We start from the raw sequence: 14,436 nt of genomic DNA, 5'->3' as shown, positions 1-14,436 counted from the left end.
GGAATAGGGAATTTTAAGTGAGAGCTTATTCGAAATCGTCTCTATCATTCTCTCAAGAAAAGCAATTTTTGATCTTGCACCCGTTGCCTATTATTTAATTTTTTAAACGAATATAGTGTGTCTTAACCATAGGTTTTACTAATTTCAATAAGATCCGCCTGTGATAATCGCGTAATATCCCCTATAACTTTTGCCTGAATTAATGTGGCGGCGACTGTTTCTGCAACTTCTAAGCGATCAAGCACCATAAATGGTGAATTACCACAAACCACTGCCGATGAATTTTTGATTAAAGCTATTGGTCTATCTTCACTTATCGCATTAGCTATTCGTGTATTATCAAACCCTTCATCAAACGACAAATTAGTAATAGATTTTAATATTATAAATGACTCTGGATTAGTATGAATTTCATAAGCAGTATTAGTTGCTGCAAAAGCCATGAGATTTACGGGTAATACTATCGCTATCGCATTAATATTTGGATGTAATTCATAGATTTTTTTATGCAACTCAACAGTAGCATGAGGAATTTTATTTAATTGACACCCATCGCTTGTGATATAAACTAAATCATTTGGCTGCATGCCATCGATATCCATACCTTCAGATGCAATTAAAAAACCATTATCACAACGGCTTGATATAGTTCCACCTGGACTGCCTAATAAACCGCGAGACTCAGCTCTTTGTAAATATGCTAATAATTCTTGACGTTTAATATATTGAGAAGATATATCACAAGAAACAGATTCAAATTTTTGTGGCATTTGCATAGATAAAGCTTGCGCCATAAGCCGAACAGTTAAGTATTCTAAATTACCTAAACGAGTTGCTGCTATATAAATTTCGGCAAGATGTTCTAAAGCTCTTAAACGATTATATGCTTCATTTAAATTTGTGCCACTAGTTATCACACCATGATTTTCTAAAATTACCATATCACATCCTGTTGCAAACTCTTGTGCAACAATTTTACTCAACTTTTTTGAACCAGGTGTAGCATATGCAATATAACCTAACTTTCCAACATAACACCTTAATAAAGGAAATTGATTTAGTGGTAATTTTGTTCTGGTAATAGCGAAAGCTACTAAAGATATTGGATGAGCATGCACTAATGCACAAATATCAGGTCTCGTTTGCATAACTGCAGAATGAAATGGCCATTCAGAAGTTGGTGAATAAACGCTATTAAACGATCCATCAGCGGCAATATGCACCATATGCTCAGGCAATAAACATCCCTTATCAATTTTTTTAGGGGTAATCCATAAACCGCCACATTCATCACGTATGGATAAATTCCCTCCTGAAGATGTGGTCAATTGTTTGCGATATATCTGGTTAGATATTGCTGCTAGTTGCTCGGCTTGTGATTGCTTGATCAACTTTGAATAATTTAGCGATAAATAAAAGTTTAAAACGTATATTTTACTTGTGGACCAAGACCCACAAATAGACGCATTGGTTGCACAGGACAAAGTATCGTAACATCAATACCTATAGAAAAATGCCGAACATGCACGTAATATTCAATACCGCCATTAATAAATGCAACTGCTCCTGTTTCAGCTTCATCAACAGCATTATCTGCATTTGCATACCCAGCGCCAGCAGCTACGACAGCGCGAAATCTATCATTGATTCTTGGAGCAACACGAAGACCTAAACCACCAAACATAACCCCAAGGTCACGTACTCGATCTTTACGAGTGCCATTAATTAAAGAAGCACCGCCTAAAACTTCAATGGCAATCAAAGGGGTAATGTCATAACCAACTTCAAGTTGCAGCATAGTGCCAAGACCATAGCCTTCGTCTTTCTTTTGCTGCGTTAGTACTGGCCAATTTTGCACATCATCTATCTTTTGACGCAGTACCATATATCCCATACTAAATCGTGTACCAATGAAAAAACCACGTACAACTGCCTTTAATGGAGCCGTAGCTCTATTAGGTCGCGTCTGCTCAACACCTTCTTCGGCTGTAGCAACTTTTGCATCGTTAGTATTAGCCTCAGTATTTCCTTTAGGTTGAGCTTGCGCTTGAGCGTTAATCGCAGATGCAATAATTGCGATAAACGACAATGCTGCCAGTATACTCCGCATACGGTATACTCCCATAAGCACCATTGATCTTGAAAATTTCACGATCTAAGTCGCCTTAAATATGAAGGGATAATTCACCGTAACAATACCGCCACCTGCAGGCGCGGGGAATTTCCAATTTAAAATTTTCTTCTTTATGCAATCCTCAACATTGGCATTCTTTAAAGTACTGTCTCTAACCATAACTTTAGCAACTGATCCTGTAGCACTAATTATCCATGTCATAGCGACACGACCTTCAAGATTTTGGTGTACATTCAATTCTTTTTCGTAGCAGTAACGTATTTGGTTACGATTTTGGTCAATAACTTTTTTAATAACCGCTGGATCTAAAGCGCCTTCAATACGTGGAGGTCCAATTTGCAGTGCACTACGATTTTTGCGGCCACCAAGACCAACATTTGAACCATAAGCTAGACCACCACCTCCAAGACGGCCGCTGGTACCAATACCAGCAATTCCTCGGCTAGTACCAACACCACCACCAGTTAATGGCCCTGTACCGCGAATACCAAGACCAGCCATACCCGCTGTAGCTGAGCCTCGCCCAGCCGTACCAATAACATTAGACAGGGTGCCAGAAAGTGAACCACCGCCACCACCGCCTAAAATACTGCCTGGAGCGTTACCCCCACCACCGCCACCTGCGAATAATTTTGAAAATTTTCGTTTAACGGCTTCACTTTTTTCTTCTTGAGTTCTTGGGCGAACTTTAACTGGTGGCTTAAATTTAGCAACTTTGAGAGGGTCGGGTTTAACCTTTTTGGGTTTCTCTTGTTCTATTTTCTTAGTGATTTCTTCTTTCTTCCTTTCGACCTCTTTCTTTAAATTTTCAAGAAGATTTTTATTCGTTTCGCTTTGTTTGGGTGGTTCTAAAATTAAACTTGCAAATCGATCAGGTTTATCGAACAAGTCTTCACGTAATGATTCAGTATCATACGGATACACTAACAGCGTTACGACTAAGGCAAGATGAAAAAACAACGATAACAGTGCAACGTTTATAAAATGTAGATCGAGATCTTTCCAAAAATGCCGCTGCAATGGTTCTGGTGGTACTACAAAACGTAATGCGAAAGTGGCACCACCCCAATGAACAATCGCTCTAGAATCGGCTGCCATTCGAACTTGATAGCTCTCAGAAAGATGGTCATCTTTACGAGCATGTGATGAACCGCATAAAGTTTGTAAGCTGCCGAGTTGTCCTCCTACCTCTACTTCACCTTCCATATGGCGGGTAAAAGTAAGGACGTACTCATTATCGATATAGCGAACGAGGGGAAATTCTTCTACAGGCAGTCCTTCACTCGAAATAAAGACATCTGTCTTTTTAGTTTCACCAATAGTTATTTTTTTGGGTTTTGAATAATGGCTAATACCAAGTAATACTTCACCCCAATACAACCGCATCTCAAGAACGCGATTTTCCGCGCTCATGGGGCGCTCTGGCGCTAAGGCTGGATGAGGTTTGCTTTCTACTGCAGCTGCACCCAAACGTTCATTAGTAATACGTCTAATTGGAATCGGACCGCTATTAGAGCCAGGATCAAAACGAAGCTGTTGTGCGGTGCGTGTAGTTGGTGGCGAAGCGGCTGGAGTTGCAGTTGCCGAAACATTTGCAGTTGCTGGAGATGCCACCTGTGGTGCACCAAAAGATGTTGCTGGCCCCCAGTCTACTTTCGGAATACCAGGTGCGGCAAATGATTTGGCAGCAAAAGCAGGAGGTGCCCCAAAGGCAGGACCAGCAGCATTAAATGACGCAGCCATATTATTAGGTGCTGTCGCATTCGCAGCCGCTACTGTGGGTGACGCAGAAGCTACTGCACCCATAGTGATTACTAGCGTGGTATCGCCAATAGTCACTTGGTCGCCATTTTTTAGTTTGGCATTAACAACTTTGGCGCCGTTTACACTAGTGCCTTCAGTGGTACCCATATCATGAAGAGTAATATCATTGGCACCTAACTCGATAACAGCATGAATACGAGACGTTCGTGGATCTTCAAGTTTAATTTGTGCAGATGATAAACGCCCAATCTTTATAGTACGATTGACATCACTATCAAATTGATGCTGCGCTACGAGCTGGTCGCCTCGGTATACTTGCACGCTAATTAATACGCCCATTGTTTCCTCGCAGCTTAAAAAACTATCTAATGCCTTTATTTATAATTAATTAGAGATCTTGTACTGAATGCAAGATTTCTGGCTTAAAATTGTCCCTAATTTTAATTAATCTTTGATGCCTTAGCTTTTTTTGACTTTCAAGGTACTGCCCATCTGGTTTTGATAAATCGCCTTCAATTGTATCATCACCAAAGTCGACTACTTGATTTTTCTGATAAACTACTTCTTCTGCACTAGCGATTTTGGTAAATAATACTGCTCCAGTGGCAACCAAACCCGCCATTATGAGCAAAATAAAAACGGTGTTTTTTAGTAATGACATATAAAACTCCGCAAAAAAAACCACACCATATATATTACATCAAAATATACCTATAAGGTAAGCTACTTAACCTTACGTTTTTTACTTCCCCTATTTCCTTTCTTGGATTTACCCTTATTATCATTATCATCGGTTGGAGCAGCTTCTTCAACAGTATTTCCCTGTTTACCAAGAATTTCTATTAATTGTTGTTCGGCTAATTGTGCATCGGGATTATTAGGATCGCATTTAAGTCCTTCGCGAACCGAAATTAATGCGTCTTGCGGACGACCTAGTTGGTAAAGAATTTGTGTCCACATTACATGCATAGGTGCGCAAGCTTCGATTTTTGCTCCGGGAGTATCCGGAATAACAGCAAATGCGCATTTAACGATACTCTCACCAGCTGCCACATCACCGTTTTGAATAGCTGTTTGAGCGTCAACTATTAGCTGCCATCCAACTTCGATTCGTTCTTTATCGTTACCAATAGATTTAACATCTGGTTTTTTGCCTCCATTGATAGCTTGGCAAGCAGCACGCGTAGCTGCAATTTTTTTCTGTTCTCGCTCTTCACGTGCTTTTGCAGCAGCAAGATCATTTTTCTGTTTTTCAATCTCAGCAATCAATTTATCAACTGAGTTAGCATCTTGATCATCAGCTCTGGCAATGCTCTTAAATTTCTTATAGTTTGCAATAGCTTCGTCGTAACGATTTAAGTGATATTGATAAAGAACCGCCAAGTTCCATAGACAAGTAGCATCATTTGCGTTCTTATTTAGTAGTTCTTTATATATTTTTTCAGCTTGATCAAACCGGCCTATGCCTTTGTAAGCGACTGCTAAATCAATAAGAGCTGGTCTATTGTTAGGATCTTCTTTAATAATAGCGTCAAATTGTTGTACCGCATTACCATAGTCACGATATTGCAAGGCTATTTGAGCTAATTTAGCACGAACTTTTATAGATTTAGGATCAATTGTAATAATTTCTTTAAGCTTATTTACTCCAGCAGCTAGTTCTCCTTTACCTAATAAAATTTCTGCCGTTAAATAATGCAACTCAACATCATCTTTATTTACCTTTAATCCACGTCCAATGATTAATTCCGCCATTGGCAAATTTTGCAGCTCAACATAACTCTTCGCTAAGATTCTAAAGGCTTCAATAGCATCAGCTTTTTGCTGCAGGGCTTTTCGACATAACTCGATAGCATTTTTATATTTTTTCTTGGTAATTAATAATCGCGCCAGAGCAAGGCGTGAAGTTACATTTTTAGGAGATGATGCAACAATTTTACGGTAAATTGATAATGCTTGGTCAAGTTTACCTTCACTAACAGCAAAGGCTGCTAAATTCTCTTGTGCTGGTGCAAAATTAGGATTTTCATTAACTATTTGCTCGTAAATACGACGTGCTGACTCTTTATCATTGTTTCTTTCTTTGAGTACTGCAAGGTTAAAACGAGCTGCAATAAAATCAGGGTCTATACTAAGTATCTCATTTAATTTTTCTTCAAGCCAAGCTTGATCAACTGACTCACCCTTGCCCAACTTCTCAATCTCTTTAGATAAATCTAAAAATTTGGTATCTGCTTGTTCAACATCACTTTTTGATGCAACTTTTTTAGTATTAGTAGCTGTTGGTTTTGTAGTATTGCTAGAGGTTTTGCCAGCAACTGCTTGGCTAGTGTTCTTTTGCCTGCTTCCACAACCGCTAATTAGAACTAACGCAAAAGCCAATATCAGATATGTAGATAAACGGCGCTTCATCATTTTGCTCCTTTGCTATTTGGCGCCGCTTTTTTATTTTTTGGCTTACCTTTAGCGGTAGTGTTTTTCGTTTTTGGGGTTTCCTTGTTATTGGTTTGTTCGTTGGCTTTTACTGCTGGTTTTTCAGCATTAGATGTTTTTGGAGTTTCATTATTAGCATTAGCTTTTTTCAATGGTAATTCAATTGACTTATAGTTGTCACCTTCAGCAATTATAAATTCGTTGGTTTCTACCGTAAGTTTGTCGTGCAATTGAAGTGGTTCGATATGTTCAACTAAAATTGGATATTCTAATGGTCGTAAAGCATGCAAACGGTTAAATGCTTTAACAGACCACCTGTTATAAACTCCATATTTACTAGCTGTTTGTACACATAGACCATAAGCATCGACTGCTAGCTTCTCGATAGGATCAGCCATTTCTTTAAGTTGATTACGCAGTATCTGCTTATCTTCTTTAGTTAGTTTATAACCAGGTATTTTATTAGGAATTGGCGCTTGCAGTAGTGCTTCAATAGATTCTCGATACGCTTCGCCAACATAGTATGACGCAGTTAAAGCTGCCTCCACTACAACTTTACCCAGCAAAGCTATTTGTTTGTATTCTTCAACTAAAATATCACGTTCTTTAGTCTTTTTCTTAATCGATGCATCGAATTTTTTCTTGCCGGCATCAGTAGGATTAAGTTCAGCTATAGACATTTTGCTGTAATGTTTAAAGCTACCTTCTAAATCTCTAAGTTCAATAGTCGCAATTGCTTTGGCACATCGAGGTAACTTTTCAATACCTTTTTTGCGCCAATTGGGCCAACTGCGTTGTAATAGTTTTTTAATTTCGTTTGCACCCTTCTCATATTTAGTCACCGTTCGCATTATTTCTAAACGACGATACTGTGCTTGACATAACATATCAGTATCAGCACGAGCATAAGCAGAATTTTTTACATATGAAAAATAGCAATCATGCGCTTGTGACCATTTAGCCAAGGCAGCATTACCGCCTTTTTTATTATCCTCGATACTTTGAGCTTCTTGTTCAAGTGATTCGCAAATATCAAAAGCTATTTTATGAATTTCGGGGTCATTAGGATATTGCCTGATAAACCGTTCGCGCCCAGATTTTCCTCCCGCATAATCGCCTAATGTCGCACGATATAATGCCGCATTATAAATTGCATCTTTGCTACGTTTGTCATCAGGAAAACGCGAAGCAAATTGTTCTAAATACTTAGCGGCATTATCAAAATCGACAATACGTTCATAGCTTTGCGCAATATTATATAAAGTTTCTATAACCAGTGGCGATTGCGGAAAAGTCTTAACTAAGAATTCGCGAACCTCATTAGCTTTATCAAGCTTGTTGCCGAGATCATAATTTACTGCTGCATTATATACTGCATCATCAGCATACTGGCTTTGTGGAAATCGCTTATAAAATTTCATAAATTCATCGCCAGCAGCTATGTATCTCTTCTTGTCTTCATATTCGCTCTTAATTAAATGAAAGCTTGATGACTCTTCGATTTGTACAAAACGTTCTTTATCTTCAGCATCACAAGCAAGTTTTTTATTTACAGTATATGCACGCGCAGCTTCTCTGAGATTTTTATAATCCTTTCTGCCGTTATAAATATCAAGAACCAAATTTGCAGCATAACAAGCAACTTTATTAGTTGGATGATTACTTACAATATCATTAAAGGCAGGTGCTGCCTTATCGAAATGATTGTAAGTATAATAAATACGTGCCATTTTATAACGTATCTCAACTATCTTATCACCTTCGGTACCGACATAACGAATATAACGCAAACAAGCATCTATTAACTTTTGCTTGACGGGTGGGATTTCTTTTGGTTCAGTCCCACTAATTTTGGGTGGCGTTTTACGGTCTAAATCTTGTACCAATTCATCATAAGAACGCACAGCTTCTTCTGCGGCCACTAACACAATCTTCTTTTGATCGGCTTTGGTGGGATTTGGGTTCATCTCTACGACTTGTTCGTAGTTATTGGCGGCTGCTTCAAAATTTTCGAGTTTGTAGAGAATATCGGCATACTGGAACCTGACATAAAAGACGTAATTAACCTCAGCATCTTTTTTAGGCTCAGGAAAGACTTCAAGATAGTGTTGATGTAAATGTTCGGCCAGTTTCAATGTGCGAGTTGCAGCTTGACCTTTAAGCTTAGTCGATTCTTTATAATACTCAAACGCTAAGCGACGCAGTGTATTCTCTGCAATGTCTTCGGCTTCGCGAACATCTTTTGCAACAGTTTCTTTTTCACTTGTGTCAAGTTCGTTTCTTTGTACGCGACCACGCAATTCAGCAAAATACTCGGTAAGCTTTTTCGCCTCAATAACTGTTTGACGACGATTGCCGCTGCGACTAGTAGCATCAACAATACGGCCTTGCCATACCGGCAAACGTGTTGAGCGACGATAACTTTGAATCAAATCACGAAAAACGACGATAGTATCTGTGTGGGCATCGCGGTTTATATACCAATTACCCAACTGTTCTAACATCGATTTGAGATTATCTTTGCCACCTATAGCATAAAATGTTTTTAACGCTGCTTTAGAAGAACGAATGTTAGAATAGGCTCGCACATAATCTTTAAGTGCTTCTTTTCGTAATGTTAAGCGAGCGCGTTGATCTATCTGTTGTGATTGATCTTCACTAATTGTTACAACTTCTTTAAATTTCTTAAGAGCGTCTTCCCATTCACCAACGTTAATAAAACACCACCCTTGCTTATAGATGGCATAACCGTACATTGATGATTTTTCGTATTCAGTTGCTTTGGTATAAGCCTTAAGTGCAGCAATAGCATCATTAGCATAATTGAAATAATATTCGCCAATCATAAACCAAGAATGCGGTACCCATTCTGAGTTAGGGTATTCTTGAATGACGCGTTTAAAGTATCCTGCCCCTTCTTTGGAACGCTCTACTTCCATCAAAGCTTTACCTAAATAATACAATACTTTCGGTAACTCATCATAATTTGGACAATCAGAAACAATCGTTTGATAAGATGCAATACTAGTAGATTGCAGTTGCTTCATTGATTTGGTGTAGCGGGCGCGTTCATTTTCAGAAGTTTTAAAATCATTAGCCTTAAAAAAGGCACGTTTTGATTTTTCCCAATATAAATCAGCTAAACGAAATCTTGCAGAAGCACTCTCACGGCAATCGGTTTCTATGTTTACTAATTGCTGAGTAAGTTCAATTTCTTCATCAAGCTTTGACTCAATCAAAGCTTCACCATGCTTAGCAATATCTTCTGCAGTTAATGTCGGTCGCTTACTTACTCCTCCAATCGGTTTTAAACTCTTGGTTTTACCAAGCTGTTCATCAAGTTGAAACTCGATTTTGGGAGCTAACTCTTGTTCACGGCGGATATGACGAGGCAATTTGCTCTCATCCATATCACTATCAGTGATAAAACCTTCTTGCTGATTACCTTTGCCGTGTTTATTTTTGCGTTTGCGTGCTTTAGAGTTTGCCTTACCTTTTGCTTTTTTCTTTTTTTTAATGGCCGATAACCACACAGCATCTGTCGAATTGGTAGTATTGGTCTGGCTGAATTGAGACGGGCTATATTTTGCTAAACCAGTATTTGGTGCAGCTATTAATAATAAACTAACTACTACAAACAAACGCACGAGACGCCAATATGAGCAATTTTTTGCACTCAACTTATGTCATCCTTCCGGCCATAATTTGAGGCCTTGTACTCACCTGTCACTTTCAAAATGATTCAATTTTTAAAAAACTAAAATCCAATTATACTGTACTCTTCGTTTTTAGTCTAAGAACCTGCCGTTAATGGCCGACACATAGAAAAATCAAGCTCATAAGTACCCAATTCATCCCGCCAGTATTCACCTTCATATGGCCAGTATAAATGCTCATCATCTACCACAGTTCTTGCTACAGCTGGCACTAACTCATCCCCAGTAGATTGTTTGCGCATACGTTTTTCAATGGACTCACGCTCAGAGCGAGCGACCTCGATCTTAATACGCAAAGCTTGGGCAAGTAACGTTTTGAGTTGATACAATTCACCTTCAAATTTGCGCTTAGTTGTAGTTCCGGCTTCACGTACCCGCGTAGCCATAGTTTCTTTAAGTTCATTATTGAGATCAAGACCAAGCCTACTAGTACGAAAATTTTCAGGCATCTGCCGCCAAAGTTCTAATTGTTTGCTAACTTGCTGTACTACCTTACGAGCAATACGAATATCAGGATCCGTTAAGGCCAAACTTACTACTCGAGCGGTTATTTCATCATCATTGGAAATGGCGTCTTGTTGCAATTTTGCAATTCGTTCGTAAAGCAATTCTGGGGCTTCTTGCGAGTTAGCTATTTTCTCGATAGCTTTCATGACCAAAGTAAAGCGCTCAATGAATTTATCAATAATATCTCGTGTTTCGCCATAACGACATGCCTCAAAGTAAATAATAGCTTTAACTAATTGGGATTCAGGAAAATACTCGCGTTCAAAAAATGGCGAGTGCAATGTAAGTAAATTACCTAACGCTTTTTCAAAATCGCCACGCTGATAATATGCCCAACTAGTTTCGAAAAGTGCGGTTAGCCAGTTTTCTGAGTCGCGATCAATTTGGTCATAATAGTAAACACTCTTATTAAATTGTTTATGACCATAGTGAATTCGAGCAAGAGAGAGAAAAGCTAGTTCACGCAGTTTAGGATCCAAACGAACATCTAGACGAGGATTAAGAACGCGCACAACTTCTTGGAAGGCCGCAACTGCTTTAGTGTCTTGGCCAATAATATAATTAAGTAGACCTTCAAGATATTTTGCGCGTGGGTAAAATTTGCTGTCTTTATTTACTTGAGAAACCAACTCAAGACCTTGATTGACTGCCTCTTTAGTAGTTGAGGGCGCTGCTTCACGAGTCATCGCAACATCTGCAGTCGCGGTAGATTTGCCTCCACCGCTAAAATCAAGTCCACCGCCGGAGTCACCGCTACCAGCCCCAAAATCAAATCCACCGGAAGCACCACCGGCACCGCCCCCAAAATCCATTCCACCACCAGAGCCAAAATCAAGACCGCCACCTGCTGCTTTGCCAAAATCAAAACCATCAGATTTAGAAGCTTCAGCTAAAGCACCAAAATCAATACCTTTGGTGGATTTCTTGCCTTGTGAAATTTGCTCAGCCTCCATACGCTCAACTTCAAAATTCTGAGCTTGGACAAATAGATATTTAGAAAGTAAATATCGATATTCATTGCGATACGCTTTTGGAAAAGTCACGTTACGAAACCGAGCAAGTTCGGCTAATACCGGTGTTTCGTCAGCAACTTTGCGGCTGATAAAAAATAGCCATTCAACGCTCTTTTTATAACGTAAATGCTTACTGCCTTGATCAAGAATCGCTTTGAAACGTTTTAACGAAGCATCAAGAAAACCTAGCTTATACATAGCTTTAGCTAATTGGTATTCTGACTCAGGCTTAAACTCAACGAACTTAGGATCTGAGATAAAATAGGCATATTCGAGCGCCGCTTGGCCATATTCTTCATCATTCATCATATTCATGGCGCGCTCAACGCGCTGGCGCTCTTCACTAGAAATATTCAGCTGAATATCAAAGTTACCTAAATCTTCACCAAAATCGATATCATCGCCACCAGCGAATTCTAAAGTAGCACCACCCCCAAAATCAAAACCGCCTTTATTACCTTTACCGCCTTTTTTGCCCTTAGCTTTTTTTGTGTCTTTATCTGTGGAAGATTTTAGTAATTCTTTTTTTGCATCTTCGGTATTGGTATCAACAGTTCCTAAATCAAGCACCATATCTTTACTTGCAGGAGTAGTATCTTTAACGGTTGGTCCGGGCGGTGGTGCAGGTATGTTAGCTTTAATTTTGTCTTTTTTAGCTGCCCGACGTTTTGCAGCTTTTTTTGTAGAATAATTATTGATTGATGTTTTGTTACGCTTCTTTTTATTTTTGACTTTTGCTTTACGTTTTTTCGCTTTGTTCTTAGCGGGCGCTGATAAAGGTGACATAATTCTTAGAAAAGCACTGCTGGAGTTCATTGCAAAAGCATTATCTGGATTGATGTTCGTCCACATCAGCGCCAGCGCAAAAACTAACAATCTGAGCCCTATACCCATTACAATCCTCACAAACGCTCGTGCTCAAAAGTGGGTGGTATAAAAATTGATAGGCCCAAAGTTACGATCAGTAAATTTTGCATACTATCATTTTTAGGTTCAGCGTTATTACGACCCATCATAAAAATCTGATCGCGTATTTCAACACGTAATGCTGCCCACTCATTAAGAAAAAAATGTTCACCCACGCCTAATACACCTGCAAAAGTAGTTCCGCCTCTCTTACGTGCTATCATACCACCACCAACGATAGCATAGATATCAAAGTGCAATACACTTTCGGCTAATAAACTTAGTTTGCCATAAAATGGGGTAAAACCTACCTCAAGATGTCCGCTGTATAATGGTCGCTCAATGTTAATTGTGGGATTGCCCAAACGCCCTTCGACAGGAATTTTACTCTTAATTGAGCCAAAATAGTCTCCGGTGATACCTACCGAAAGATACTCAAAAACATGATAAGCAAAACCTAACGAACCAATAATATGATCGTAAAAAGGATCGTTTAAAGATAAACCAGCAGATGGAAAAAGCTCAAGGCGGTTTTGTTTAACGAAACTACGACGAGTGACGCTAGGTATACGCTCAGCAAGCGTACGTGGAGCTTCTTCGCCTTCTTCTAAATTAGTACCAGTTTCTTGATCAGCGGCTCTTTCTTCGATCTCACGAGTGCTTGGCTGATCAGCGGCTCTTTCTTCGATCTCACGAGTGCTTGGCTGATCAGCAGCACTAATCGCAACTGGAGTCGCAATAAGCGCTGCAGCAAGCATAAAAGACGCGAGATTATACGAACCCATATATAACCTCATTGGTAAGTATACTCAAAGCTGGTTGGTAGAAATACGCTAACGCCGGCCATAAACATCAAATAGTTTTGTACACCTGAACGTTCGATTTCATTAACTGTTTGGGTGTCAACGAACATATGATCACGCAACTCAAAACGAATCGCCAACCACTCTCCAAAAACAAAACGCTGTCCTAAGCCTAAATTCATTAAAGGACGATAATGAGAGCCAGCATAAGCAGCACCTACGCCACTAACTAAATAAGTGTCGAATTGAATAATATCACTCGAAAATAGACTAATTTTACCATAAATAGGAATAAAATACGCATCTAAATGAGCAAATATCCGGGGCTGTTCAAAAACTGCAGGTACCGCAATAAAATTTTGCCTAACTGTATCAAGATTGCTCGTTTTTAGATGTGAAAATAAATATTCTGCACCCACACCAATACCAAATGCGTCATGGGGATAAAAAATAGCAGTACCGCCAGCAGCATAATGCTGATAGTACGCGTCATTGGTGCTTAGACTGGCAAACGGTGATAATTCAAAACGTGATTTTTTAAGCAGCGTCTTGCGGGGAACTGCTTTTACCTTATCAAGTGCTTGCGGCGATTGTGCGACAGCTGCCTTCTGGCTCTTTGTTTCATCATTTGCGGCTGATTCTTCTTCTTTTGCTGCACTAGCTTCGTTACTTTTAGCTGTATCAGGTTTAGCGCTTGCTGCCTTTTCTGGAGGCGGTGAATCGTTTGCCGCGCCTAATTGTTCAAGAATATCGTCGCCTGGGGCAGCATACACCACCGAAGTAGCATAAGTTATGCAACCTAAAACGACAACAAAATAGCTTAATCTTTGAAAACGCGCCACTGTGGCTCCGAAATTGAAATCACATGCGATATAGCAGGCTATAGAGGCTGCGATTGCCTGTCAATTATAAGGATGAAATACTTGTAACTTAGGATGTCGTTTTCTTACTTTTTTCATATGAGACCTACCTTTTGTAATTTTTGCCATAGCCAATCCAAAATAGGCTATGTTGCTTTTATACTACATGGCGGCAATAGTTTCTCTAAATAAAAAAATTGGTGATTTATTTTTTTAGGTGGCGTCCATAAATGTTAGATCGATTAATTCATATAAAACTAGCTACTTGCTCATGAGACTGATACATATAGTAATGACTTT

Annotated in this window: 9 protein-coding genes; all 9 read right to left on the bottom strand. The window is 39.3% G+C overall.

The genetic code is table 11. From position 1 onward, the window contains the following. Positions 1-122: 122 nt before the first annotated feature. Complete coding sequence (locus tag JW841_14330) at positions 123-1,391, bottom strand: class II aldolase/adducin family protein (GenBank protein ID MBN1962115.1); 1,269 nt, start codon at positions 1,389-1,391, stop codon at positions 123-125. A gap of 29 nt (positions 1,392-1,420) precedes the next feature. Further along, entirely contained in the window at positions 1,421-2,110 is a 690-nt protein-coding gene (cglE, locus tag JW841_14325; protein MBN1962114.1) for an adventurous gliding motility protein CglE, read from the bottom strand. A gap of 45 nt (positions 2,111-2,155) precedes the next feature. Continuing rightward, positions 2,156-4,237 carry an FHA domain-containing protein gene (locus JW841_14320; GenBank protein MBN1962113.1) on the bottom strand — a complete coding sequence of 694 codons (2,082 nt, stop codon included), beginning with the start codon at positions 4,235-4,237 and terminating at the stop codon, positions 2,156-2,158. A 49-nt stretch (positions 4,238-4,286) separates the two neighbouring features. Further along, positions 4,287-4,559 (bottom strand): adventurous gliding motility protein CglF, encoded by a 273-nt coding sequence (gene cglF, locus JW841_14315; protein ID MBN1962112.1) that lies wholly within the window; start codon positions 4,557-4,559, stop codon positions 4,287-4,289. Between the two features lie 62 nt (positions 4,560-4,621). Next, positions 4,622-6,313, bottom strand: coding sequence for a tetratricopeptide repeat protein (locus JW841_14310; protein ID MBN1962111.1), 1,692 nt, complete (start codon positions 6,311-6,313; stop codon positions 4,622-4,624). Further along, positions 6,310-10,011 carry a tetratricopeptide repeat protein gene (locus tag JW841_14305; protein MBN1962110.1) on the bottom strand — a complete coding sequence of 1,234 codons (3,702 nt, stop codon included), beginning with the start codon at positions 10,009-10,011 and terminating at the stop codon, positions 6,310-6,312. The genes JW841_14310 and JW841_14305 overlap by 4 nt, the downstream gene beginning before the upstream one ends. Positions 10,012-10,124: 113 nt before the next feature. After that, positions 10,125-12,461 (bottom strand): hypothetical protein, encoded by a 2,337-nt coding sequence (locus JW841_14300; GenBank protein ID MBN1962109.1) that lies wholly within the window; start codon positions 12,459-12,461, stop codon positions 10,125-10,127. 8 nt (positions 12,462-12,469) lie between these two features. Further along, positions 12,470-13,258 (bottom strand): outer membrane beta-barrel domain-containing protein, encoded by a 789-nt coding sequence (locus JW841_14295; protein ID MBN1962108.1) that lies wholly within the window; start codon positions 13,256-13,258, stop codon positions 12,470-12,472. An 8-nt stretch (positions 13,259-13,266) separates the two neighbouring features. Further along, positions 13,267-14,118, bottom strand: a complete 852-nt coding sequence (locus JW841_14290) for an outer membrane beta-barrel domain-containing protein (GenBank protein ID MBN1962107.1) — start codon at positions 14,116-14,118, stop codon at positions 13,267-13,269. Positions 14,119-14,436 lie beyond the last annotated feature (318 nt).

Source organism: Deltaproteobacteria bacterium (assembly GCA_016931625.1).
GTDB lineage: Bacteria > Myxococcota > XYA12-FULL-58-9 > XYA12-FULL-58-9 > JAFGEK01 > JAFGEK01.
Note: the sequence above shows the minus strand (reverse complement) of the source record. Positions and strands in the feature narration are given on the sequence as shown.